The sequence below is a fragment of the Pseudomonas sp. DD1 genome, from assembly GCF_044510355.1.
Classification (GTDB): Bacteria; Pseudomonadota; Gammaproteobacteria; order Pseudomonadales; family Pseudomonadaceae; genus Aquipseudomonas; species Aquipseudomonas shahriarae.
In genome coordinates this window covers 92,298-117,219 of sequence record NZ_MSAJ01000004.1, presented here as the reverse complement: position 1 = coordinate 117,219, position 24,922 = coordinate 92,298, and the positions used below count along the sequence as shown (strand labels likewise).

19 protein-coding genes are annotated in these 24,922 nt (G+C 62.6%); 10 read left to right on the top strand and 9 right to left on the bottom strand.

Translation table 11 applies throughout. From position 1 onward, the window contains the following. Positions 1–185 precede the first annotated feature (185 nt). Positions 186–1,148, bottom strand: a complete 963-nt coding sequence (locus PSFL_RS03635; RefSeq protein WP_057959029.1) for a zinc-binding dehydrogenase — start codon at positions 1,146–1,148, stop codon at positions 186–188. 138 nt (positions 1,149–1,286) lie between these two features. Here PSFL_RS03635 and PSFL_RS03630 point away from each other — a divergent pair, with 138 nt between their 5' ends. Further along, on the top strand, positions 1,287–3,368 hold the full coding sequence (locus tag PSFL_RS03630; RefSeq protein WP_169960918.1) for a carboxy terminal-processing peptidase: 2,082 nt from the start codon (positions 1,287–1,289) through the stop codon (positions 3,366–3,368). 118 nt (positions 3,369–3,486) lie between these two features. Further along, positions 3,487–5,244 (top strand): bifunctional diguanylate cyclase/phosphodiesterase, encoded by a 1,758-nt coding sequence (locus PSFL_RS03625; protein WP_057440674.1) that lies wholly within the window; start codon positions 3,487–3,489, stop codon positions 5,242–5,244. Between the two features lie 9 nt (positions 5,245–5,253). Here the strand turns inward: PSFL_RS03625 and PSFL_RS03620 are convergent, their stop codons facing one another. From PSFL_RS03620 to PSFL_RS03600, 5 genes are all read right to left on the bottom strand, one after another. Next, a complete protein-coding gene (locus PSFL_RS03620; RefSeq protein ID WP_057959027.1) occupies positions 5,254–5,640 on the bottom strand; it encodes a tetratricopeptide repeat protein in 387 nt (128 codons plus the stop codon). Next, entirely contained in the window at positions 5,641–6,012 is a 372-nt protein-coding gene (locus tag PSFL_RS03615) for a hypothetical protein (protein WP_057440671.1), read from the bottom strand. Next, on the bottom strand, positions 6,009–6,347 hold the full coding sequence (locus PSFL_RS03610) for a multiprotein-bridging factor 1 family protein (protein WP_397469688.1): 339 nt from the start codon (positions 6,345–6,347) through the stop codon (positions 6,009–6,011). The genes PSFL_RS03615 and PSFL_RS03610 overlap by 4 nt, the downstream gene beginning before the upstream one ends. 97 nt (positions 6,348–6,444) lie before the next feature. Beyond that, positions 6,445–6,900, bottom strand: a complete 456-nt coding sequence (locus PSFL_RS03605) for a YkvA family protein (RefSeq protein WP_032863275.1) — start codon at positions 6,898–6,900, stop codon at positions 6,445–6,447. A gap of 429 nt (positions 6,901–7,329) precedes the next feature. Further along, entirely contained in the window at positions 7,330–8,058 is a 729-nt protein-coding gene (locus tag PSFL_RS03600; protein WP_115127718.1) for an FKBP-type peptidyl-prolyl cis-trans isomerase, read from the bottom strand. Between the two features lie 258 nt (positions 8,059–8,316). Between PSFL_RS03600 and PSFL_RS03595 the strand changes: the two genes are divergently transcribed. Both PSFL_RS03595 and PSFL_RS03590 read left to right on the top strand, forming a co-directional pair. Next, the gene (locus tag PSFL_RS03595) at positions 8,317–10,125 is read left to right on the top strand and encodes a di-heme-cytochrome C peroxidase (protein ID WP_397469687.1); all 1,809 of its coding nucleotides are present in this window, start codon (positions 8,317–8,319) and stop codon (positions 10,123–10,125) included. 29 nt (positions 10,126–10,154) lie between these two features. Continuing rightward, positions 10,155–11,288, top strand: a complete 1,134-nt coding sequence (locus PSFL_RS03590) for a catalase family protein (RefSeq protein WP_198830554.1) — start codon at positions 10,155–10,157, stop codon at positions 11,286–11,288. Between the two features lie 46 nt (positions 11,289–11,334). On the opposite strand, the gene PSFL_RS03585 is transcribed toward PSFL_RS03590, so the two are convergent. Genes PSFL_RS03585 through PSFL_RS03575 form a run of 3 tightly spaced genes read right to left on the bottom strand, consistent with a single transcriptional unit; the run spans position 11,335 to position 15,974 of the window. Further along, entirely contained in the window at positions 11,335–12,303 is a 969-nt protein-coding gene (locus tag PSFL_RS03585; protein ID WP_120732302.1) for a LysR substrate-binding domain-containing protein, read from the bottom strand. 50 nt (positions 12,304–12,353) lie between these two features. Further along, entirely contained in the window at positions 12,354–14,363 is a 2,010-nt protein-coding gene (locus tag PSFL_RS03580; RefSeq protein ID WP_252117672.1) for a CocE/NonD family hydrolase, read from the bottom strand. 27 nt (positions 14,364–14,390) lie between these two features. After that, positions 14,391–15,974: a BCCT family transporter gene (locus tag PSFL_RS03575; protein ID WP_397469686.1), complete on the bottom strand. Its 1,584-nt coding sequence runs from the start codon at positions 15,972–15,974 to the stop codon at positions 14,391–14,393. A gap of 790 nt (positions 15,975–16,764) precedes the next feature. Between PSFL_RS03575 and kdpF the strand changes: the two genes are divergently transcribed. The 6 genes from kdpF (at position 16,765) to PSFL_RS03545 (ending at position 24,874) form a co-directional block, all read left to right on the top strand. Further along, positions 16,765–16,863 carry a K(+)-transporting ATPase subunit F gene (kdpF, locus tag PSFL_RS03570; RefSeq protein WP_081044208.1) on the top strand — a complete coding sequence of 33 codons (99 nt, stop codon included), beginning with the start codon at positions 16,765–16,767 and terminating at the stop codon, positions 16,861–16,863. A gap of 107 nt (positions 16,864–16,970) precedes the next feature. Further along, a complete protein-coding gene (gene kdpA / locus PSFL_RS03565) occupies positions 16,971–18,677 on the top strand; it encodes a potassium-transporting ATPase subunit KdpA (protein ID WP_170044987.1) in 1,707 nt (568 codons plus the stop codon). Between the two features lie 10 nt (positions 18,678–18,687). After that, entirely contained in the window at positions 18,688–19,341 is a 654-nt protein-coding gene (gene kdpC / locus PSFL_RS03560; protein ID WP_057440648.1) for a K(+)-transporting ATPase subunit C, read from the top strand. Positions 19,342–19,353: 12 nt separating this feature from the next. Beyond that, positions 19,354–21,423, top strand: a complete 2,070-nt coding sequence (kdpB, locus tag PSFL_RS03555; protein ID WP_057959017.1) for a potassium-transporting ATPase subunit KdpB — start codon at positions 19,354–19,356, stop codon at positions 21,421–21,423. 110 nt (positions 21,424–21,533) lie between these two features. Further along, on the top strand, positions 21,534–24,185 hold the full coding sequence (locus PSFL_RS03550) for a sensor histidine kinase KdpD (RefSeq protein WP_115127711.1): 2,652 nt from the start codon (positions 21,534–21,536) through the stop codon (positions 24,183–24,185). Continuing rightward, positions 24,182–24,874 (top strand): response regulator, encoded by a 693-nt coding sequence (locus PSFL_RS03545; RefSeq protein ID WP_057959015.1) that lies wholly within the window; start codon positions 24,182–24,184, stop codon positions 24,872–24,874. Before PSFL_RS03550 ends, PSFL_RS03545 begins: the two co-directional genes overlap by 4 nt. Positions 24,875–24,922 lie beyond the last annotated feature (48 nt).

Genomic DNA, 24,922 nt, shown 5'->3' with positions numbered 1-24,922 from the left:
GCCGTAAGGGCGGAACCCTAAGTGGCCGTGATCGCAGCAACGGATATGTACACATACCCATAAGAAAGTTGTGTAGATACCTATGCTGCGATAGCGGTATATCAAGTTAAGGTCTGTTACTGACACACTGCTATCGCAAGCAGCCCCGCTCCCACCTTGGGCTGCATTTCAACCCTGGACTGGCCTCAAGCCAGGCTCTCGTCGATCACCAGCACCAGCTTCCCGGAAATCTGGTTGGTCGCCAGCTCCGCAAACGCTGCTTCCGCATCCTTGATCGGGAAGGTCTTGGCCAACTGCGGGCTCAGCCGCCCTTCGCCAAACAACGGCCACACCTGCTGGCCCAGATCGCTCAACAGATCCGCTTTGAATTGATCATCACGGCTGCGCAAGGTCGAGCCCAGCACCTGCACGCGCTTGGCCAGCACCTGCGCCAAGTCCAATTGGGCCTCGCGCCCCCCCATCAAGCCGATCAATACCCAACGCCCATCGCGGGCCAGGAGTTTGAGGTTAATGGCCGCATAGTTGCCGCCCACCGGATCGAGAATCACGTCGAACGGGCCAAAATCCCCCAGGCTCTCGATGCCGTCGGTACGTACCACACCGCCCTGGGCGCCGAGGTCTTCGCAATAGGCCAGGCGGTCCGCCGAGCCGACGCTGACCCAGCACGGGCTGCCAAAGGCCTTGCACAGCTGGATCGCTGCCGAGCCGACGCCACTGGCACCAGCGTGTAACAGCACCTTTTCCCCGGGCTTGAGCGCCGCCAGTTGGAACAGGTTGAGCCAGGCGGTGCTGTATACCTCGGGCAACGCAGCGGCTTCGGCCAGGGACAGACCTTCCGGCACCGGCAGCACGTGGCGCGCGTCCACCACCACTTCCTGGGCCATGCCGCCGCCCGCCAGCAGCGCACAGACCCGATCCCCCACTTGCCAGGACGAGCCGGCGCCAACCTCGCTGATTACCCCGGAACACTCCAGGCCCAGCACCTCACTGGCCCCGGGCGGTGGCGGATAGAGCCCTGCACGCTGTAATAAATCCGCCCGATTCAGGCCGGCTGCCGCCACCTGAATGCGAACTTGCCCTACATCGCACGTAGGACTCGGGGTCTCAACCCACTCCACATGACCTTCAACGCCTTGCAATGCTTTCACAGTGCCTCCATAGTGAGTCTGGACTGAGCCCGTTGCTGTAGCGCCGGGCTTTTTGCATTATGCGACCGGCCCAAATGGAACCGGCGACTTCAAAGACGGCCTAATATGCGTTATCAATTGCCCCCGCGTCGAATCAGCATGAAGCATTTGTTCCCCAGTACCGCCCTCGCTCTTTTCATTGGTCTCGGCCTGTTGCCGCTGTCGACCAATACGTTCGCAGCCAACAGCTGGGACAAACTTCAGCCTGATCGCGATGAGGTGATTGCCAGCCTTAACGTCGTTGAGTTGCTCAAGCGCCACCATTACAGCAAACCGCCGTTGGACGATGCGCGCTCGGTGATTATCTATGACAGCTATCTCAAGCTGCTGGATCCCTCGCGCAGCTACTTCCTGGCCAGCGATGTGGCCGAGTTCGACAAATGGAAGACCCAGTTCGACGACTTCCTCAAGAGCGGCGACCTGCAACCTGGCTTCACCATCTATAAGCGTTACCTGGACCGTGTCAAAGCGCGTCTGGACTTCGCTCTGGGTGAGTTGAACAAAGGCGTCGACAAGCTCGACTTCACCCAGAAGGAAACCCTGCTGGTGGATCGCAAGGAGGCCCCATGGCTGACCAGCACCGCCGCCCTGGATGACCTGTGGCGCAAGCGCGTCAAAGATGAAGTCCTGCGCCTGAAGATCGCCGGCAAAGAGCCCAAGGCGATCCAGGAGCTGCTGACCAAGCGCTACAAGAATCAATTGAGCCGCCTGGACCAGACCCGCGCCGAGGATATCTTCCAGGCGTATATCAACACCTTCGCGATGTCCTACGATCCGCACACCAATTATCTGTCGCCAGATAACGCGGAAAATTTTGATATCAACATGAGTCTGTCCCTTGAAGGCATCGGGGCCGTGCTGCAGAGCGACAACGATCAGGTGAAGATCGTGCGCCTGGTGCCGGCAGGCCCTGCGGACAAGACCAAGCAGGTCGCCCCGGCCGACAAGATCATCGGCGTGGCCCAGGCTGACAAAGAGATGGTCGACGTGGTCGGCTGGCGCCTGGACGAAGTGGTCAAGCTGATCCGCGGGCCCAAGGGCAGCGTGGTGCGCCTGGAAGTGATTCCCCACACCAATGCGCCAAATGACCAGACCAGCAAGATCGTGTCGATCACCCGTGAAGCGGTGAAGCTCGAAGACCAGGCCGTGCAGAAGAAAGTCCTCAACCTCAAGCAGGATGGCAAGGACTACAAGCTGGGCGTCATTGAGATCCCGGCGTTCTACCTGGACTTCAAGGCCTTCCGTGCCGGCGATCCGGACTACAAGAGCACCACCCGCGATGTGAAAAAAATCCTCACCGAGCTGACCAAAGAGAAGGTTGACGGCGTGGTCATCGACCTGCGCAACAACGGCGGCGGCTCGTTGCAGGAAGCCACCGAGCTGACCAGCCTGTTCATCGACAAGGGTCCGACCGTGTTGGTGCGCAACGCTGACGGCCGCGTGGATGTGCTGGAAGACGAAAACCCGGGTGCCTTCTACAAGGGCCCGCTGGCACTGCTGGTCAACCGTCTCTCGGCCTCGGCCTCGGAGATTTTTGCCGGCGCGATGCAGGACTACCACCGCGCGCTGATCATCGGTGGCCAGACCTTCGGCAAAGGCACGGTGCAGACAATCCAGCCGCTTAACCATGGCGAACTGAAGCTGACCCTGGCCAAGTTCTACCGGGTTTCCGGCCAGAGCACCCAGCACCAGGGCGTACTGCCGGACATTGATTTCCCGTCGCTCATCGACACCAAGGAAATCGGCGAAAGCGCCCTGCCTGAAGCCATGCCGTGGGACACCATCCGCCCGGCTATCAAGCCGGCGTCCGATCCCTTCAAGCCGTACCTGGCCCAGCTCAAGGCCGAACATGACCTGCGCTCCGCCAAGGATGCCGAGTTTGTGTTTATCCGCGACAAGCTGGCCCTGGCCAAGAAGCTGATGGCCGAGAAGACCGTCAGCCTCAATGAAGTGGACCGTCGCGCGCAGCACACTGCGATCGAGAACCAGCAACTGGCCCTGGAAAACATCCGTCGCAAGGCCAAGGGTGAAGACCCGCTCAAGGAGCTGAAGAAAGAAGACGAAGACGCGCTGCCGACCGAACCTGAAAAGACCAAGCCGGAAGACGACGCCTACCTGAGCGAGACCGGGCGGATTCTGCTGGACTACCTGAAAACCAGTAAGGCAGTCGCCAAGCAGTAGATGATGGCAATTTAATGTCTCCGCTCCACTGAGCGTCATCAAACAGACATCATTCTGTCGTGAAATGAAGGACCGGGTGCCCCAGGCACCCGGTCCTTTTTTTTCGACCGAGATCATCATGACCATGACCGAACAGCTGCATGCCCTGGGCTCCATCCTGGCTCAAGGCAGTCTGCACAGTCTGTTCCAACCGATTATCAGCCTCAGCGAACGCCGTATCCTTGGCTACGAAGCCCTGAGCCGCGGCCCGTCCAACAGCCCGCTGCACTCGCCCCTTGCGTTGTTTTGCGTGGCGCGCCAGGCCGGACGCCTGAATGAACTGGAGATAGCCTGCAGGCAAAGTGCCTGCAAGCGCTTCAGCGAGCAGGCGCTGCCAGGCAAGCTGTTTCTCAACGTCTCGCCCGAGTCCCTGCTGGAAACCACCCATCAACCGGGGCGCACCCTGCAGATGCTGCGCGAGTACGGAATCGCGCCCAGCCAGATCGTGATCGAACTCACGGAGCAAGCGCCGACCGACGACTTCCAACTGCTGCAGACCGCCCTGCACCACTACCGCGACATGGGTTTTTCGATTGCCCTGGATGACTTGGGCGCCGGTTACTCCAGCCTGCGCCTGTGGTCTGAGTTACGCCCGGACTACGTGAAAATCGACCGGCACTTTATCGACGGCATTCATCAGGATGCGCTCAAGCGCGAGTTCGTCGGCTCGATCCTGCAGATCGCCAAGGCCTCCCGCGCACAGGTGATTGCCGAAGGCATCGAGTTGCCGGAGGAGCTGGCGGTGCTCACGGAAATGGGCGTGGACCTGATCCAGGGCTACCTGCTGTGCCGTCCCCAGGAACATCCGCCAATCGAAGCAAGGTTGATGCTGGCCAAGCCTGACAGCACCAGCGTCTCGCTCAATGAAGACGCCAGTGACCTCAGCGCCCTGCTCAACGAACAACCGGCCGTGGCCCAGGACACCGCCACGGCAAAAGTCCTGGAAGCGTTTCGCAGCCAGGCCAACCTAAACTCCCTGGCAGTCCTGGATGGACGCGGCCAGCCCATCGGCATCGTGCATCGGCACTCGTTGTCCGACGTCCTGCTCAAGCCATTTGCCACCGACCTGTTTGCGCGCAAGCCGATCAGCCGCCTGATGAGCGACGACTTCCTGGCCGTGGAGTTGAGCCAGTCGTTGCAACAGGTCAGCCGCCTGCTGACCAGCCGCGCGCGGCAGCGCATCGAAGAAGATTTCATCATCACCCAGAACGGCAACTACCTGGGCCTGGGACGGGTGATCGACGTGCTCAAGCTGATTACCGAACTGAAAATCCAGCAGGCGCGCTACGCCAACCCACTGACCCTGCTACCGGGCAACGTGCCGATCCAGCAGTGCCTGACGCGACTGTTGCAGCAGCAGCGCGAATCGGTGATTTGCTATGTGGATATCGACAGTTTCAAGCCGTTCAATGACATCTACGGCTATGGCCGAGGCGATGAGGTGTTGCTGTGCCTGGCACAGTGCCTGAACGACCGGGTGGACCCCAGCCGCGATTTTGTCGGGCATATTGGCGGCGATGATTTTCTCCTGGTCCTGGGTGCCCAGGACTGGCGCAAGCGTCTCAACCAATTGGTGGACGATTTCCAGACCCAATGCCGGCGCTTCTACCGCAGCGAGCATTTGGACGCGGGCTGTTTTATCGCCCTGAATCGCCAGGGGGTGCGCCAGGAGTTTGCCTTGCTGTCGCTGTCCATTGGCGTGGTGCACCTGCATCCGCTGAGCTGTGGATATCTGGATGCCAGCCAGTTGGCGGAACTGGCCTCGCAGGCCAAGCATCACGCCAAGAACGTGGCCGGCTACAGCATCCACGTCCTCGACAGCCGCGAACTTCTGTAAGGCCGGCCCTTACAACTGCTCCAGGCGTATCTGCGCCAGCGGATGCCCGGCCTTGGCGGCAATGGTCCACCAGCGTGCGGCTTCGGCCGGGTCTGGGGCCTTGCCCAGGCTGCCCGCCAGGCTCAACACTCCCACCTGATAGGCGGCCTTGCCATCACCGGCCTGGCCCGCCAGGCGCAGCAAGCGCACGCCCTCTTCCCGCGCGCCAAGCCCTTGGCCGCGAAACGTCAGGATATGACCATAGAAACTTTGGGCCTCGACATTACCCAGGTTGGCCATGCGCGCAAACTGACCCTCCAGCCAGTGCCAGCCACGGGGCTGACGCACAAACCATGACCAATGAAACAACCTGCGGGCCAACCAATAGCTGACGTACGCTTTAAGCTTCCAGAACACTCAGGCCTCCGCTGACTCAGGATATTCGTACTCGAACACACGCACCACTTCCGAGGCATGCCACGACGCCGCAGCAACGCCATCGGACGGTCCGCAAAAGCGCCCGAGGCGCTCGACACATTCAAAAAAACCGGTGCGCGGCAAGCGGCTGGCGCCCTGGCTGATCACCAGTGAACTGCGCAGCGGTTGATCCGCCTTGGCATCCAGAGCCGCCAGGTGCTCCAGGGCGGCGGTCAGGGTTTGCATGGCTGGCGTGGGGAATTGCAGACGCTCCAGCAACGCGCGGTAGGTCAAAAGATGTCGCTGGCGACGGGCCTGATCGAGTTCATTGAGCAACCCATCCCAATGTTGACGACTGATGCGCACACTCACACTTCATCCCTCCAACCCGCAATCCCCAACTCCCAGGCCAGGCTGCGACGAATCGCGGCATCCGGCTGGCGCTCACCACTTTCAATCAACCCCAGGTAGGACGGGCTGATGCCCACGGTGCGAGCCAAGGTCTCGATGGCCAGGCCTTTGGCTTCGCGCAGGTTGCGCAATTGTGCCAGGGGACGCAGGTCCTGCTCGGTAGCGACGGGAGGGGTCTGTGCAGAAGAAGTAGCGGGTTGCGGCACACCGGCGGCTTTTAGCAGCGCCTGGTATTGAGCCCATGGCAGAACCGCGTATTCGGGTTCGCCATCCCGTGAAATGATTTGTATATCCATGACTGCCCCGTAGGATCACAACACTTACGAAGTAAGTACTTTCCTTAGGAGTGTAATCCTAACAGCCCCAAAGAGCGCAGGGGGATAATCCGCGCCTTCAGTTTTTTTTCGGGTTTTCCTGCTCCAGAAGCTGCGGCGTTGCAGGCAGACGCTCCACCACCACCAGCTTCTCCGGGCGCTGGCGTTCACGCCAGGCGCGGAAGGCACTCAACTCGCCGTCCAGGCTCTTCATGACCCAGGCCAGTACCGCAATGTCATCGAGCATGCCGAACATGGGCAAGAAGTCCGGGATCGCATCAATCGGGCTGAGGAAGTACATCAGCCCCGCCACCACCGAGATCAGCGCCTTGGGGCTGATCGCCCGGTACTCGCCACGCCAGTAGGCCAGGCACAGCGCCTGAAGCAGCTTCAGGTCGTCCTTGAGCTTACCCAGGCGATTGCCCTGGCTTGAGCCTTTGGCAGCCACAGCAAACAACAGGGTGGGCAGGCGCCCACGCCCGATCAGGCGGGCGGCCAACGGCAGGAAGCGGGTGAAATTCCAGGGTGCTTTCATCGTCACTCCAGTTCCAGGCAAGAGAAAAGGTTATCCACACAACTTGTGGATAACCTTGTGAACAGAGCCCATTTTCGCGGCTGAAAGCCACGTAATACAAGGCCCTGAGTCAGATCGGGCGTTTTTTGCGCACATAAAAAAAACCCAAGAATTCATTGACTTGAAGCGCGCCTGCGGCTAGCCGTGCCGAGGTATTGCATCAGACTGCTCTAAGTCGCAGGTGTTCGTTTTGATTTGCCCCACGGTCAACTGTGGGAGCTGTCGAGCCCCAGCGAGGCTGCGATGGCGGCGGCATGGCCAACAGGAGTGTTGCCTCCACCGCTATCGCAGCCTCGCCAGGGCTCGACAGCGTCCATACGGATTGGATCAAGCCCCACACCAGAAACAACAACGCCCCGTAAAACGGGGCGTTGGGTGTTTTGCAGCGGCTTACTTGGCAGCCGGTGCCTCAGGCGCATCGGCCTTGGCCGGGTCCTTGATTGCCAGCAGCTCCAGGTCGAAGACCAGTACGGAGTTGGCTGGAATTGCCGGGCTCGGGCTCTGGGCACCGTAGGCCAGGTCGGACGGGATGTACAACTCGACCTTCTCACCCACGTGCATCAGTTGCAGGCCTTCGACCCAACCCGGGATCACACCGCTGACCGGCAGGTCAATCGGGCTGCCGCGATCCACGGAGCTGTCAAAGGTGGTGCCGTTGGTCAGCTTGCCGGTGTAGTGAACAGTCACTACGTCGGTAGGCTTGGGCTGGGCGCCTTCGGCTTTCTTCACGATCTTGTACTGCAGACCGGAAGCGGTGGTGACTACGCCGTCTTTCTTGGCGTTGTCTTCGAGGTATTTCTTGCCGGCAGCTGCCGACTCTTCGCTCAACTTGGTCATGCGTTCTTCAGCACGCTTCTGCAGTGCGGAAAACGCTTCAACCAGTTCTGCGTCCTTCAGTTTCTGTTCTTTCTTGCCGACGGCATCTTCGATGCCTTGGGCCACGGCCTTGGAGTCCAGGTCGTCCATACCTTCCTGAGCCAGGCTTTTGCCCATGTTCAGGCCGATACCGTAGGAAGCTTTCTGCGCCGGGGTTTTCAGCTCTACGCTGGTTTGCGAATCACAACCCGCAAGTACCAGGCTAACCAGGGCCACCGCCGCCGCCAACCGATGCTGTTTCATGCTATTTCCTTGTTCATGCGCCAAAAGGGCATTCGAATAAAGTCGCGAGCTTATCAGGCGGCCACGACCAATGGCTACCGGCATGTGAGCAGGAAACTTCTGATAAGTTCACGTGTTTAAAAGCATTTTCATCTGCCCCAAAGCCCGGCGAAGGACAGCAGGCAAGCCGAAAACCGCCGCAACAGACCGATCATGGCTACTTGCCGCCTGCTACGCTCGGTGGCATAAGGACGCAACAACTCGACAAGGATAGTTATCTTGCGCATTTTTCCCCGTGTTTTACTCCTGATCCTGTCATTTATGGGACTGGCCCTGGCCGTGGTCCTCTATTACGTGGTCAACCCCAAGCTGCCGGATTACGTGCCGGTGCAGCAGGTGCACTACCAGGACCAATGGACCGCCACCGACCGCCAGGTCTACTACTTCACGCCTCAGGGCACCCAGGTCAAGGGCCTGCGCTATAACTGGTTCACCGCGCTGGAGCTGCCGTTTTCCCAGCAGCGTTTTGCCGAACCGGCCAACCTGGCGCGTTTCGGTTTCCTCGTGGACCCGCGACAACAGGCCACAGCCCAGAACCCTGGCAACCTGCCCGTCGGCTTCGCCCGGCACAAGAATGCCGGCAGCGACGACGAGTTTCTCGATATCACTTGTGCCGCCTGCCACACCGGCGAGTTGCACTTCAATGGCCAGGCCCTGCGCATCGACGGCGGTGCTGCACAGCATGTGCTGCCCTCCAGCGTGCCGACCCTGCGCGGTGGCAGCTTCGGCCAGGCGTTGGTGGCCAGTCTCGCCTCCACCTATTACAACCCGCTGAAGTTCAGGCGCTTCGCCCACAGCGTGCTGGGGGATCAATACGACGCCCAGTACGATCAGTTGCGCCAGGACTTCAAAAAGTCCCTGGACAACTTCCTCAAGGTGGCCTGGAACGATACCCACCGTGGTCTCTACCCCACCGAAGAAGGCCCGGGGCGCACCGATGCGTTCGGCCGCATCGCCAACGCGAGCTTTGGTGACGCCATTTCGCCGGACAACTACCGCATCGCCAACGCGCCGGTGGACTACCCGCAACTGTGGGACATGTGGACCTTCGACTGGGTGCAATGGAACGGCTCGGCCCAGCAACCCATGGCGCGCAATATCGGCGAAGCCTTGGGCGTAGGCGCGACCCTGGCGTTCTTCGACAGCGCCGGCCAGCCGCTCAAGGGCGATGCACGCTACCCTTCCAGCGTGCGCGTGCGTGACCTGAACCGCATCGAAGAAACCCTGCAACGGCTCAAGCCGCCGACCTGGCCTGAAGCGCTGTTCGGCGCCATCGACAAACCCCTGGCCGCCCGTGGCCGCGCGCTGTTCGCAGAGAACTGCGCAGCTTGCCATGTGCCCAGCGTGAGCGAAGTCAACGGGCGCCCGGTGCAGCAGTTGAAGATGCTGCCAGTGGACTACATCGGCACCGACCCGGGCACCGCCAGCAACATTGCCGACCAGCGCTACGACCTCAGCGCCCTGCAATGGGACCCGGCCGAACTGGCGCAGTTGAATGTGGAGTTGCACCCGACGCCGACCGAACCCCTAGACTTGCGCAGCCTGTCCGTGGCCAAGGGCCTGGCCTATGTCACGGCGTTTGTCGAAGAGCACGCCTACCGCGCCGCCGGCATCACCCCGGCCGAACGCCCACGCCTGGACGGCTACGGCCTGCCTATCGGCGTGCGCGAACTGCGCGCCTACAAGGCCCGCCCACTGGCTGGCGTGTGGGCCACGCCGCCGTTCCTGCACAACGGTTCGGTGCCGACGATCTACCAGTTGCTTTCGCCCCAGTACGAGCGCAGCCGCACCTTCTATAAAGGCACCTTCGACTACAACCCGCGTCACCTGGGTTATCGCACCGAAGCCTTTAAAAATGCGTTCCTGTTCGATACCCGCATCACCGGCAACCACAACAGCGGCCACGAATTCCGCGCCGGCAAGCGTGGCAATGGGGTAATTGGCCGGGGCCTGGAGCCTGAGGAGCGCTGGGCGCTGCTGGAATACCTCAAAGTACTGGGCGGCCCCCTGGAGCAACAACTGCCATGACTTCCCCATTTCGATACAAGGACCGTTCCATGCTCGCTCGACTGTGGCTGCGCCTCGGCGCGTTTCTCGGCAAGACGCTGTTATGGCTGGTGGGCCTGGGCTTGCTCGGCTGGTTGCTGGCGACCCTGTGGTTTGCCTGGCACCACCGCGGCCCGGTGTCGGCCGATGAACAGATTCCACCCGGCGAAGCCGCCATGACCCAAGGCATCATTCAGACGGCCGTGCGTATCGTCGACCAGCACCGCGAAGGCACCCGCTACCTGCGTGATGCCCATGCCAAGGCCCATGGCTGCGTGAAGGCCGAAGTCAGTGTGCTGCCTGGTCTCGACCCGGCGCTGCGCCAGGGCGTGTTCGCCGAGCCGGGCAAGACCTGGCAGGCGATGATGCGCCTGTCCAACGGCAACGCTTATCCACAGTTCGACAGCATCCGCGACGCCCGCGGCATGGCGATCAAACTGCTGGACGTGCCGGGCAAGCAACTGCTGGCCGATCAGCAGGCGCGCACCGAGCAGGACTTTGTGATGTTCAGCCACCCCAACTTCTTTGTCAGCGACGTGGCGGAATACGCGCAGAACGTCGGGGCCCAGGCCGATGGCAAGAAGGCCATGGCGTTTTTCCCCAGCCTCGACCCGCGCAGTTGGCAGGTGCGCCATCTGTTCATCGCCCTGGCGACGTTGGCGCCAGCCCCCGCCAGCCCGACCGAGGCGACATACTTTTCGGTATCGCCCTACAAATTTGGCACGGCCAACGCCAAGTTCCGCGTCGCCCCGGACCCGCAAAGCTGCCCGGAATACAACCTACCCAAGCAGAACCAGGACTTGCCGAACTTCCTGCGCAGCGCCTTGAGCCAGCAGTTGTCCACCGACCGGGTCGACGCGTGTTTTGTGTTGCAGATCCAGCGCCAGAACCCACAGAAATACATGCCCATCGAAGACACCAGCATCGAATGGAAGGAAAGCGACGCGCCCTACGAGAGCGTGGCAAAAATCCGCATTCCGGCGCAGGACTTTGATACCCCAGCCTTGAACCTGGCCTGCGACAACCAGTCGTTCAACCCATGGTTTGGTGTGGAAGAGCACCGGCCGATTGGGGGGATCAATCGGCTGCGCAAGGCGGTGTATGAAGCGGTGAGTGATTATCGGCATAGCCGCAACGCCCCGTGAACAACGCCCGCGCTGACGTCAGCAAGAACGCCTCACCGCGTCATCGTTAACGATCATCGCGGGCAAGCCCGCTCCCACCGAACAGCCCCTGCGGCGTTGTATCGGACGCCGTCAGCAACCATTGCTGAAAACTACGCGCTGCCGAAGGCGGGTTGCGATGCTGTGGTTGCATCAGTTGCAGGCGGCCACGGCTGTGCATGTGGTGCGCCAAGGCCAGTTGCAGGCGACCGGCAGCCAGCTCGCCTTCGAGCAAGCGCTTCCAGCCCAGGGCCACGCCATGCCCCATCACCGCCGACTGCATCAGCAACTGATAGCTGTTGGTGCGCAAAGCGTGCCGGGGCGTGTGGTATTGCGCGCCGATATCGGCGAACCAGTCGGTCCAGGTCAACCAATCGTGATAGTGGTCCTCGACGATCAACAAGGTGTGGCTGTGCAACAGGTGTTGGGCGTCGCGTATCGCGCCATGACGCTCAATGTAGGCCGGGCTGCACACGGCGATGACCTGCTCGCTGGCAAACACCGGGGTCAGTTCCAGGCCAAGGGGCGCCGGCAGTTCGTCGAGGTGATAGAACAGGCCCAGGTCATATTCGCTGACATCCAGGTGGCTCGGGCTTTCACTGCACAGGATGCGGATATCCAGGTCCGGGTGCGCATGCTGGAACGCCGGCAGCAACGCGGCGAGCCAGATCGAGCTGATAGTCGGCGTGCTGGCCAGGGTCAGTTGGCGATCGGCACCACGTCGGCGCAGCTCCGCCGACTCACGGTCGAGCTCGCGCAGCAGGCGCTGGATGGTGCGAAAGTAACGCACCCCAGCCGGGGTCAGACTCAGCCCCAATGCCAACCGATAAAACAGCGGCCGTGCCAGGTCCTCTTCGAGGCGCTTGATCTGCCGGCTCACCGCGCTTTGGGTCAGGTTCAGTTCGTGGGCCGCCTGGGTAAAGCTCAGATGACGGGCGGCCGCTTCAAACGTCTGCAAACAATTGAGCGGTGGAAGGTCGACATTTCGGCGCGACATGCAGGGATCCGTGGCTGATCAGATGAGCAGGCATCCTGCCATTTGCCCGCTCACAACGCGACCCGCGCGACCCGTTTGCTCCAGGTGCGGTGATGCACCTGCACCCCGTTTTCCAGGGCCTGCTGCTGCGCCTCAATGTAGAACCACTGGGCGTCGGCGCGCACCTGCAGGCGGCTGTCGACCTCCACCGACCACGGCGCTCGCTCGACGCGGTACTGCCAGTGGATATCGGCCTGGGTCGACAGCGGGTCCCAGGGCAAGGTGCGATATTGCTCGGTACAGCGCTGGTCCACCGCCAGGCCATGCTCGGTGAAACGCACGGCGCCCAGGTCGTCCTCGATGGTGACGCAGACTTCGCCACTGCCCACATCCTCGCTCAAGGTGCGTTTCGGCGCTGCCGCCCGCAGCACCTCCAGCGCAACCGGGCTAGCCGCTTGCGGGGCCTCGAACGGGCACGGCACAGCCGCGCCGCTGAAGATCGGCAATTGCACACGCTGCACGGCGGGCAGCACAGTCAGGGTGGTCAACTCGCGACTGGGCCACAGCAACGGGAAGCTCGCGGTACTCAGGGCCAGACGCAGGCGGTGGCCGGCCGGCACGCGCACGCCGACGTGATCCAGGTTCAATTGCACGTCCATGGGCTCGCCCGGCACAGGCGGCGTCAGACGGGAGAAATCTTCACGTAGGACAAGGTTAAGCACGCCGTAGGTGATCTGCGTGACTTGGCCGTCGGGCGCCACCGCATTCAGGCGTGCCACCAGTTGCCCGCAGGGGGTATCGCTGGCCAGGCGCAGGTGCAAGCGCACATCCCCCAGCAGCGCCAGGGGTTCAGCCAACGGCGGCGAGTCGAAACACAGCGACTGCGCATCGTCGCGACGCTGATCGGTGGGGCCATCGGGGCCGAACCAGATGGCGCAGTACTCGCCCTGGTGCAGACCGGTGGTCAGTGGCGAACAGATACTGCGCGGGCCGCCCAGTGCCTGCTGGCCGGGGCTGAGGCCATGGTCGTTGAGGCTGTAGTCGGTCCATTGCACCTGGGGATCGGGCCAGCCCGAGGTCTGCACCCAGATCCCTGGGCGCTCGGCATAACTGCCCTTGGGTGCCAGCACATCCTGTAGGTAAAAGGTGCAGGCAGCGTCGTCCATCACCCGATTGTCGATACCTTTAAGCCAGTGGTCCCACCAGCGCTTGGCCTCCTGCAGGAAGCCAATGGCCGGGTTGGGCACGGCGAAGTGCGGGTACTTGTGAATCCACGGGCCGATCATGGCTTTCTTCGGTCCCGGCAGATGTTGCATCAGGCGCGGCACCGCATTCTTGTAGGCATCGCCCCAACCGCCCACGGCATACACCGCCGCCTTGATCGCCGAGTAGTCCTCGCAGACCGAACCGTGACGCCAATAGGCATCGCGGGTCTGGTGCTGCAGCCAGGTCTCGGCCAGCAGCGGCATGGCGTCGAGGCGTTGTTGCCACAGGCTTTTCCAGGCATCGCCGACCAGCAGCGGGTCGGGCGCCGCCGCGCTGAAGTTGAGCATGGTCGCGGCCCAGCCGAAGTTCTCCAGCAGCAGGTTGCCGCCCTTGTAATGGATGTCATCGGCATAGCGGTCATCGGTGGAGCACAGGGTGATGATCGCCTTCAATGCTTCGGGCTGGCGCGCGGCGACTTGCAGGCTGTTGAAGCCGCCCCAGGAGATGCCCATCATTCCCAGGTTGCCGTCGCACCAGGGCTGCTGGCACAGCCAGTCGATCACTTCGAGGGCGTCATCCTGCTCCTGCAACAGGTACTCATCGGCCATCAGGCCCTGGGACTCGCCATTGCCGCGCATATCGACCCGCACGCAGACATAGCCCTGCCCCGCCATCCACGGATGGGTCAGCGCATCGCGTAGCGCCGTGCCATCACGCTTGCGATAGGGCAGGTATTCGAGGATCGCCGGGAAGGCCTGCACACTGGCGGTGTCAGGCAGCCAGATACGCGCTGCCAGTTGCGTGCCGTCGCTCAGGGGGATCAGGCAGTGCTCGATTTCACGGACCTTGTAGGCAAATTCGGTGACGATTTCCATCGGTAACTCCAGCAACAAAGAGGCAAGTCAGCGGGCAAAATCCGCCACGGGGCTGGCACCACGCAGGCCAGGTTCGACGTGGACCGCAGGGGCCTTTACGTCCAGCAGCGCAGGGTTCTTCAACCAGTAGAACAACGACGTGCTGGCCAGCAGCACCAGGATCATTCCCGGCAGGCCGCCGAGGTTGGAGAGCATCTTCACCCCGTCGATGCCGACAAAAGCCACCATGACCCACGACACCGTGCCGATGATCACGCCCCAGACAATCTTCAGCAGCGGGTTGCCGTCCAGGTCCGAATCGGCGGTGACGCCTTTGCTGCACAGGTTGGCGATCACGTCGGTGCTGGAGTCGGCTGCGGTGACAAAGGAGATAAAGGCGACAAACAACAAAAACGCGATCATCAGGCCGCTGGCCGGCAACTGCTGGAACATCTGGTACAGCACATGCTCCACGCCTTGCTCGTTGAGCACGCGGTTCAAACTGCCATCGCCGAGGGCATCGAAGTACAGGCTGCTGCCGGAGAAAATGCAGATCCACAGCGCGGTAAACAGCGCCGGGTACAGCATGTTGATCTGGATAAATTCGCGCACCCTGTAGCCTCGGCCGATCTTGCCGAGGAACAGCGCACTGACCGGGGCCCAGGCGAACCACACCGACCAGTAGAACACCGTCCAGCTCTGCGGCCAGCTGTCGCCACTGGCGGCACCGGTGGACAGGCTGCGGCTGAAGAAGGTGTCGAGGTACACCCCCAGGGACTCGACGCCCAGGCTGAAGATGTACAGGGTTGGTCCACACACCAACACGAACGCGCCCAGGGCCAGCATGATCCAGGTGTTGAACGACGACAGCATGACGATGCCGCGCTGCAGACCGCTGGCGGCCGAGGCGACAAAGGTGAACACGATCACCGCGATGATCAGGCCCAGGCGCAACGGCGTGGTCTCACCGCCGATGTACTGGCTCAGGCCACCGGACAGGGTCAGCGCCCCGGTGCCCAGGGACGACGCCATGCCTGCGACCAGGGCGAACATCGCCAGGGTGTCGATCAACCCGGCATAGCGCTTGACCCGCTCGGCGCCGAGCAAGGGTTGCAACATGGCGCCAATCGAGAAGTGGCTGCGCAGGTTGTAGAACACCAGGGCAAACACCAGGGAGGGCACCAGGTAAATCGCGTAGGGCGTGAGGGTCCAGTGCAGGAACATCGTCGACAGAGCAAAGCTCTTGGCCGCCGCGCTGCCCGCCGCGATCGGCAGGCTGGAGGGTGGCGAGTACAGATGGTAGAGCGGTTCGGCCGTGGTCCAGAACAGCACGCCCACCGCCAGGGTGGTGCACAGCGCGACCATGAACCAGCGCCATTTGCTCAACAGCGGCGTGGCGCCCTCCCCGCCGATACGCACCTGGCCCAGGGGCGAAAAATACACAATGGCCGTGAGCACCAGCATGGCGAAAGAACCGGCACTGAATAGCCAGGAGAAGTTTTGCAGGATCACCGTATTAAGCTGTTTGCTCACGGCGAGGAATGCGGTGAGGTCAACGTAGCTGGCGATCACCGCCGCCAGCAAGATCAGAAAGGTTGGCCAGAAGACCAAAGGACGCAATGGGTATTTCATCTCGTGCGCTTCCCCAGACAGACTATTTTTATTGCCTTTGCAGGCCATTGTTAGAAGCGGGCACTGTGCCGCCTTGAAGTCTTCGCGAGGCTATAGATAAGCGTGGGTGCCGGCCGCGGTGCAATCGACCAATGGGTATGGGGGTATTCCGTCAGGTCATGGCTGAGCAGGAGCAAAACCGCGATTGCTGTGGCGAGCGGGCTTGCCCGCGTTGGGTCGCGCCGAGTTTTCCAGGTAGACCGGGGGGATGGCTTTGGGGCTGCTACGCAGCCCAACGCGGGCAAGCCCGCTCGCCACAATAAGCCCGCTCGCCACAATTGATTCTCAGGTTTTAGGGTTTTTATCCGCCCCCCCTGTAAAGAGTTCATATAGTTTGCCTGTTCGCCATAACGTTTACGTCGCCGCTATTGAGTAACTAAGTCCAAACCCTCTACCGTTACCTCCTACCCCAACACCCGTAGGAAGTTATCGTGGAAAGTTCAACTTTAGGCATGGTCGTCCTGTCGATGATTGCGCTCTTCGGCACTGCCGCGTTTTGCTTCGAACACCTCGCTACCCGCAACGAGAAGAAAAAGAAAACCAAATAAGCGGGTCGTCAACCTCAGCAGCACCCCAGCGTTTAAAGGGATACCCGGGCGGCGGGCTATCCCTTTTTTTCGTGCACCCGGCAGAACCTTTTCTATATGCCGTCTTAATGCCGCTGCGCGTAATCAGTGCCCGAACTTGATACTCCGGGGATTAACCTCCCCGCCTCCGCAGTTGCGGCTTATTTACTCAGGGGAGTTACACCGTGCTCACACTTACGTTCATTTATATCGCCAGCGGCATATGTGCCGTGGGGCTGTTCGCTTACTTGGGCTACGCCCTTATTCGCGCAGAAAAATTCTAGGGAGTTGGCCATGTACGACCTGATGTTTATCAGCCTTTCCCTGGTGTTTTTTGTTGCGACTGCCATGGCCATTGTCGCCATGGGCAAGATTTGAACGGAGCCACGACATGTTAAGCACGCTGCTGGAATTTACGCTGGTCCTGGGGGTAATGACGGGGCTCGCCGTACTGATGGGCAAATGGCTGACCCGGGTCTTCACCGGAACCCACCATGCCTTGCCGGAACGTTATACCTATCGCCTGCTGGGCATCGACCCACAGGAAACCATGGGCTGGGCCCGCTTCGGTTCGGCGCTGTTGTTGTCGAACGCGGCAATGATGCTGCTGGGCTATCTGGTCCTGCGCCTGCAGGCGGTCACGCCGATCAACCCACTGGGGCTCGCCGCGCAATCGCCGGACCTGGCGTTCAACACCGCCGTGTCCTTTATCACCAACACTAACTGGCAGGCGTATTCGGGCGAGACCAGCCTGTCAAACTTCAGCCAGATGGCGGTCATCACCTTTCTGATGTTCGTCGGCGCCACCTCCGGCGTGGTTGCGGCGGCCGGTTTCATTCGCGGCCTGAGCCGCTCCAGTTCGGGCGATATCGGTAACTTCTGGGTCGACTTCACCCGCACGCTGTATCGCGTGATGCTGCCGCTGTGCGTGGGCATGGCGCTGGTGTATGTCTGGCAGGGCATGCCACAGACCTTCGCCTCCCAGGCACTGGTCACGACCCTGGAAGGGGCGCAGCAACAGTTGATTGTCGGTGCGGTGGCCAGCTTTGAGTCGATCAAGCATATCGGCACCAACGGCGGTGGCTTCTTCAGCATGAACGCCGCGCATCCGTTCGAAAACCCGACGCCGCTGACCAACATCCTGCATATCCTCAGCATGTTGCTGATCCCCTCGGCGCTGACCTACACCTTTGGCAGCATGCTGTTGCAACGTCGTCAGGGCTGGGTGTTTTTCGGCACCTTCCTGGTGATGTTCATCGGTTTTCTCACCCTGGTCTACGGCGCCGAGCAAAACGGCAACCCACTGCTCACCCAGGCCGGCGCCAACCAGACCCTGTCGGTGGAACACAGCGGCGGCAACATGGAAGGCAAGGAACTGCGCTTCGGCATCGCCGACAGCAGCCTGTTTATCGCCACGACCACCGCCGCCACCACCGGTTCGGTCAACACCATGCATGACTCGCTGACGCCCATGGGCGGCTTCGTGCCCCTGGCGCAGATGATGCTCAACTGCGTGTTCGGCGGCGACGGCGTGGGCTTTATCAACCTGATCCAGTACGCCCTGCTCACGGTGTTCCTGGTGGGCATGATGATCGGCCGCAGCCCGGAGTTCCTCGGCAAGAAAATCGAGGCGCGGGAGATCAAGCTGGTGATGCTCTCGGTGCTCGCGCACCCCATCAGCATCCTCGGCTTCACCGCCCTCGCCGCCCTGTGGCCCGACACCATGGCCAGCCTCAACAACATCGGCCCCCACGGGTTCAGCGAGGTGTTGTACGCCTACACCTCCGGCACCGCCAACAACGGCTCGGCCTTTGCCGGCTTGAACGCCAACACGCCGTTTTTCAACACCACCATCGGCCTGGCAATGCTGATCGGACGCTTCTTCACCATGCTGCCGATGCTGGCCGTGGCCGGCTCCCTGGCGATGAAAAAAACCGTGCCTGCCGGTGCCGGCACCATCCCCACCGCCACCCCGCTGTTCATGCTGCTGGTGGTGTTCGTGGTGCTGGTGGTGGGCGGCCTGACCTTTTTGCCGGCGCTCGCGCTTGGCCCGCTGGTGGAGCAACTGCAGTTGCTGTCCGGCCAGACGTACAACTGAGGACACCTTGATGACGACTCACTCGATATTCAAAGGGCTGTTGCGCCCAGTGCTGGTTTCGGCGGTGTTTTTCATGCTGTTGACGGGGCTCGCCTACCCGGCGTTCACCACCGTGACCGCACAGCTGATGTTCCCGTTCCAGGCCCGTGGCTCGCTGATTGAACGCGATGGCCTGGTCATGGGCTCGACGCTGATCGGCCAACACTTCACCCGGCCGGAATACTTCCATGGCCGCCCGAGCATGACCCTGGGCGCCGACCCGCAAGACCCAGGCAAAAGCGTCTCGCAGCCGTACAACGCCGGTTCCAGCGGCGCCAGCAACCTGGGGCCGACCAGCCAGAAACTGGTGGACCAGGTGGCCGCCCGCGTGCAGGCCTATCGCCTGGCCAACGGCCTGCCCGCCGACGCCCAAGTGCCAGTGGACGCGGTCACCGCCTCCGCCTCGGGCCTCGACCCGCATATCTCGGTGGCCAATGCACGGCTGCAACTGCCACGGGTGGCGCGCCTGCGGCAAATCCCCGAAACCGAGCTGCTGCAGCTGGTCAGCCAGCACACCAGCGCGCGCACCCTCGGCCTGCTCGGCGAGCCCCGGGTCAATGTGCTGCAACTCAACCTGGCGCTGGACGCCCGCCTGCCATCACCTCCTATTGCGGCCAGTGAGTAAGAGATTTCCCTCATGAAAAATGCTCGTTTACCTCTGTTTGATCGCGCCATCGTGCTCACCGCGTGCGGCGATGCCCTGAAAAAACTGTTGCCCCAGGCGCAATGGAAAAACCCGGTGATGTTCGTGGTCTACCTGGGCAGCATCCTCACCACCCTGCTCTGGTTCCAGTCCCTGGGCGGCCAGGGTGAAGCTCCCAGCGGCTTTATCCTCAGCATTACCTTGTGGCTGTGGTTTACCGTGCTGTTCGCCAACTTCGCCGAGGCCTTGGCCGAGGGCCGCAGCCGCGCCCAGGCCGCCAGCCTGCGCGGGATGAAACGCCAGACCCTGGCCAAGCTGCTGCAACAGCCCAAGCATGGCGCGCCATGGCTGCCCACCGAAGCGTCGCTGCTGCGCAAGGATCAAGTGGTGTTGATCGAAGCCGGCGACCTGGTGCCGCTCGATGGCATCGTAATCGAGGGCGTGGCGTCGGTGGATGAAAGCGCGATCACCGGCGAATCGGCGCCGGTCATTCGCGAGTCCGGTGGCGATTTTTCCTCGGTCACCGGCGGCACCCGTGTGCTGTCGGACTGGCTGGTGGTGCGCATCAGCGTCAACCCCGGCGAGTCGTTCCTGGACCGCATGATCTCGATGGTCGAGTCGGCCAAGCGTCAGAAAACCCCGAACGAGGTGGCCCTGACCATCCTGCTGGTGGGCCTGACCCTGTTGTTCCTACTGGTGATCGCCACGCTGAGCCCTTACTCGATCTTCGCCGTGGCCATGAGCGGCAGCGGCAGCGTGGTCAGTGCCACAGTACTGGTGGCCTTGCTGGTCTGCCTGATCCCCACCACCATCGGCGGCCTGCTCTCGGCCATCGGCGTGGCGGGCATGAGCCGGATGATGTCGGCGAATGTCATCGCCACCTCCGGGCGGGCGGTCGAGGCCGCGGGTGACGTCGACGTATTGCTGCTGGACAAGACCGGCACCATCACCCTGGGCAACCGCCAGGCCAGCAGCTTTTTGCCGGCACCGGGGATCAAAGAGGCCGACTTGGCGGATGCCGCGCAATTGGCCTCCCTGGCCGATGAAACCCCGGAAGGCCGCAGCATCGTGGTCCTGGCCAAGCAGAAGTTCGACATTCGCGCGCGGGACATCAACCAACTGGGCGCCAGCTTTGTGCACTTCACTGCGCAGACCCGTATGAGCGGGGTCGACCTGCCCGCAGGCCGGGCGATTCGCAAGGGTGCAGCGGACGCGATTCGCCGCCATGTCGAGGCCTTGGGCGGTAGTTTTCCGACAGCCTTGCAGGCCAAGGTCGATGAAGTCTCGCGGCGCGGCAGCACGCCGCTGGTGGTCAGCGACGGCGCCACGGCGCTGGGCGTGGTGGAACTCAAGGACGTGGTCAAAGGCGGCATCAAGGAACGCTTCGCCGAGCTGCGGCGCATGGGCATCAAGACCGTAATGATCACCGGCGACAACCGCCTGACCGCCGCCGCCATTGCCGTGGAGGCCGGGGTGGATGACTTCCTCGCCGAGGCCCGCCCGGAAGACAAGCTGCAATTGATCCGCGACTACCAGGCCAAAGGCAAGCTCGTGGCCATGACCGGCGACGGCACTAACGACGCGCCGGCGCTGGCCCAGGCTGACGTGGCGGTGGCAATGAACAGCGGCACCCAGGCTGCCAAGGAGGCCGGCAACATGGTCGACCTCGACAGCAACCCGACCAAGCTGATCGAAGTGGTCGAGGTCGGCAAACAGATGCTGATGACCCGCGGCGCCCTCACCACCTTCAGCGTGGCGAATGACGTGGCGAAGTACTTTGCAATCATCCCGGCGGCGTTTGTCGCGACCTATCCCCAGCTCGGCGCGTTGAACGTAATGCAGCTGACCAGCCCCAACTCGGCGATTCTCAGCGCGGTGATTTTTAACGCGCTGATCATCGTCGCGCTGATTCCCCTGGCCCTGCGCGGCGTGACTTACCGCGCAATCGGCGCGGCGGCGCTGCTCAACCGCAACCTGCTGATCTATGGCCTGGGCGGGGTGTTGGTGCCGTTTGCCGGGATCAAGCTGATCGACATGCTCTTGACCGCAGTGGGCTTGGTGTAACGACTCAACCCCATGTGGGAGCGGGCTTGCCCGCGATAGCGGTGTGACTGACTCACCCCTGTCGCGGGCAAGCCCGCTCCCACACTTGAACCGCATTGACCAGGAATGACATGCCCGCCTTAAACAACGAACGCCCCGACCCCGACGCCCTGCTCGCTCGGGTCCAACAAGAAGAACAGGCCGCCTTGCGCGGCAAATTGCGTATCTACTTTGGCTCTAACGCCGGGGTCGGCAAGACCTGCGCGATGCTCGAAGCGGCACGCCGCGAAACCGCCCTGGGCCGCGACGTGCTGGCCGGCGTGGTGGAAACCCACGGCCGCCAGGACACCGCCGAGCTGCTCCACGGCCTCGAACAACTGCCTCGCGCCCAGCACCGGCACCGTGAATTCGCCCTCAGCGAATTTGACCTTGACGCCGCCCTGTTGCGCCATCCTGCCGTGTTACTGGTGGACGAACTGGCCCACAGCAACGTGCCCGGCTCGCGCCACCCCAAACGCTGGCAAGACGTGGAAGAACTGCTCAGCGCCGGCATCGACGTGTGGACCACCCTCAACGTCCAGCACCTGGAAAGCCTGAATGACCTGGTCAGCGGAATCATCGGCATACGCGTGCGCGAAACCGTACCGGACCATGTGTTCGACAACGCCCACGAAGTGGTGGTGATCGACCTGCCACCCGACGATCTGCTGCAACGCCTCAAGGACGGCAAGGTGTACCTGGGCCCGGCGGCGGCGCGCGCCTCACAGCATTTTTTCCGCAAGGGCAACCTGTTGGCGTTGCGCGAGCTGGCCCTGCGCCGCACGGCCGACCGGGTCGACACGCAGATGCGCGTGTACCGCCGCGAACAGTCGATCAAGACCCTGTGGCCGGCCCGCGAACGGCTGTTGGTCGGCGTAGCCGGTGATGCCGGCGATGAGCGCCTGGTGCGTGAAGCGGCGCGCCTGGCGCAAAAACTGGAAGCCGACTGGATTGTGGTCCATGTGGCCTCGGCCCAGGGGCGCGGCGCCCGGCGCTACCTGAGCGCGATGAAAACCCTGGCCCTGGCCGAAGAATTCGGCGCCGATACCGCCACACTGCCGGGTATGGACGTTGCCGAAGCCCTGGTGGCCTGCGCCCGTGAGCACAACGCCAGTCGCCTGATGCTCGGCCATCATCCGCGCCGCCGCTGGCGGTTCTGGCATCAGTCGGTCAGCGACCGGATCAGCCGTCACCACCCGCAAATCGACCAGATTGTGATTGCCCATGGCCTGCTGCCGGGCAAACCCGCCGTGCGCGAAAACACCACGCCACTGCCCGGCACTCGCCTGGCCTACGTCTGGACCAGCCTGGCCTGTTTCGCCACCAGCGCCGTCGCCGCGCTGCTGCTGCAGGTGTTCGACCTGGCCAACGTGGTCATGCTGTTTTTGCTCACAGTGGTGCTGGTTGCGCTGCGCTTTGGACGCGGCCCCGGCGTATGGGCGGCGATGCTTGCGGTGCTGTGTTTCGACTTCTTTTTCGTCCAGCCGCGCTATTCCTTCACCGTCACCGACACTCAGTATTTCTTCACCTTTGCCTTGATGCTCGGCATCGCCCTGATCACCGGCCAACTCACCGCGCGCCTGCGCCACGAAGCACGTACCGCCGCCGCACGGGAACGCCGCGCAACCTCCCTGGCGCGCCTGGCCCGTGATTTGTCGGCGGCGCTGACGGTGGAGCAAATCAGCGAAGTGGCGCTGCGCACCTTCAGCGGCGTCTTCGAGGCACGGGTGGGCCTGGCCCTGCCGGACGCCGCCGATGGCGTCCACAGCGTGAGCGCCGGTGGGCTGCCGATCGACGACAGCATCGCGCAATGGACCTACGACCACGGCCACCCCGCCGGGCACGGCACCGACACCCTGTCCGCGGCCAAGGGCTGCTACTGGCCGCTCAAGGCGCCGATGCGCGTGCGCGGCGTGCTGGTGCTGGAACTGGCTCAGCGCGATCGCCTGAACGACCCGCAGGAACGCCGCCTGCTGGAAGCCTGCATGAGCCAGCTGGCGATTGCCCTGGAGCGCGTGCATTTCGTCGAAGTGGCGCAAAGCACCCTGGTACAGATGGAAGGCGAAAAAATGCGCAACACCCTGCTCGCGGCGATTTCCCACGACCTGCGCACACCGCTGACCACCCTGATCGGCGCCGCCGAGACCGCCCTGCCCCACGCCCAGCCGGGGCCACTGAACGAGCTGCTGCAGGGCATTCACGAACAGGCCACGTCCATGCAGCGCCTGATCGAAAACCTGTTGGACATGGCACGCCTGCAAGAGCGCGGCGTGCGCCTGAACCGCCAATGGCACTCGCTGGAAGAAATCGTCGGCAGCGCCCTGCGTCAATTGCGCGAACCCTTGGCGCAACACCGCGTGCAGACCACGCTCGACGCGCACTTGCCGCTGGTGGAGGTCGACGCGCTGCTGATCGAGCGGGTGCTGGTCAACCTGCTGGACAACGCCGCCAAGTACACCCCGCCGGGCACCACCATCAGCGTGGCCGCCAGCCAGGCCGGCGAGCAGATTGTGCTGGAGGTCAGCGACACCGGCCCCGGTAGCGCGCCGGCCAATCTGTTTGAGCCCTTCACGCGCGGCCAGCAGGAATCGTCGGTGGCCGGCATCGGCCTGGGCCTGGCGCTGGTCAAGCGCATCGTCGAAGCCCACGGCGGGCGCATCCAGGCCAACCCCGGCCGCGCGGGCGGCATGCATTTCACCATCACGCTACCGGCAGGCACCCCGCCGGCCATGGAACCCTTATGAACACTGCACGCATTCTGATCGTTGAAGACGAGGCCAACATCCGCCGCTTTGTGCGCATTGCCCTGCAAGATGAAGGCTTTCATGTGTTCGAGGCCGACAGCGTCAAACGTGCGCTGATCCATGCCGCCAGCCGACAGCCGGACCTGGTGATCGTCGACCTCGGCTTGCCGGACAGTGATGGCAAACAATTGATCCGCGAACTGCGCGGCTGGCTGGCGGTACCGATCCTGGTGCTGTCGGCGCGTGACCGTGAAGAAGAAAAAGTCGCCGCCCTGGACGCCGGTGCCGATGATTACCTGACCAAGCCATTCGGCGTGCCCGAGTTGCTGGCACGCATCCGCGCCCAACTGCGCCGGCATGGGCACACCGGCACCGTGATGGCCACCAGCAAGGTGGTGTTTGGCGAGATTGCCGTCGACCTGGCGACCCATGAGGTGTGGCGCTCAGGCCAGCCGGTACACCTGACGCCCATCGAGTACCGCTTGCTCTGCGCGATGATCCGTGGCCAGAGCCGGGTCCTGACGCACCGGCAACTGCTGCTGGAAGTGTGGGGCCTGGATTACGTCGACCGCGCCCACTATCTACGGGTGCATATGGCGCATCTGCGGCAAAAGCTGGAGGTGGATCCGGCGCAGCCGCAGTACTTTATTACCGAATTGCAGGTGGGCTACCGGCTGGTGGGGTTGTAGAACAGCAAATCCCAGGCACAAAAAAGCCCGCTCAATGAGCGGGCTTTG

Coding starts and splice junctions, on each gene's coding strand:
- PSFL_RS03625 (WP_057440674.1), top strand. CDS start 3,487: ATGACCATGACCGAACAGCTGCATGCCCTGGGCTCCATCCTGGCTCAA.
- kdpB (WP_057959017.1), top strand. CDS start 19,354: ATGAAAAATGCTCGTTTACCTCTGTTTGATCGCGCCATCGTGCTCACC.
- PSFL_RS03575 (WP_397469686.1), bottom strand. CDS start 15,974: ATGAAATACCCATTGCGTCCTTTGGTCTTCTGGCCAACCTTTCTGATC.
- kdpC (WP_057440648.1), top strand. CDS start 18,688: ATGACGACTCACTCGATATTCAAAGGGCTGTTGCGCCCAGTGCTGGTT.
- PSFL_RS03600 (WP_115127718.1), bottom strand. CDS start 8,058: ATGAAACAGCATCGGTTGGCGGCGGCGGTGGCCCTGGTTAGCCTGGTA.
- PSFL_RS03610 (WP_397469688.1), bottom strand. CDS start 6,347: ATGGATATACAAATCATTTCACGGGATGGCGAACCCGAATACGCGGTT.
- PSFL_RS03545 (WP_057959015.1), top strand. CDS start 24,182: ATGAACACTGCACGCATTCTGATCGTTGAAGACGAGGCCAACATCCGC.
- PSFL_RS03630 (WP_169960918.1), top strand. CDS start 1,287: ATGAAGCATTTGTTCCCCAGTACCGCCCTCGCTCTTTTCATTGGTCTC.
- kdpA (WP_170044987.1), top strand. CDS start 16,971: ATGTTAAGCACGCTGCTGGAATTTACGCTGGTCCTGGGGGTAATGACG.
- PSFL_RS03590 (WP_198830554.1), top strand. CDS start 10,155: ATGCTCGCTCGACTGTGGCTGCGCCTCGGCGCGTTTCTCGGCAAGACG.
- PSFL_RS03550 (WP_115127711.1), top strand. CDS start 21,534: ATGCCCGCCTTAAACAACGAACGCCCCGACCCCGACGCCCTGCTCGCT.
- PSFL_RS03605 (WP_032863275.1), bottom strand. CDS start 6,900: ATGAAAGCACCCTGGAATTTCACCCGCTTCCTGCCGTTGGCCGCCCGC.
- PSFL_RS03585 (WP_120732302.1), bottom strand. CDS start 12,303: ATGTCGCGCCGAAATGTCGACCTTCCACCGCTCAATTGTTTGCAGACG.
- PSFL_RS03580 (WP_252117672.1), bottom strand. CDS start 14,363: ATGGAAATCGTCACCGAATTTGCCTACAAGGTCCGTGAAATCGAGCAC.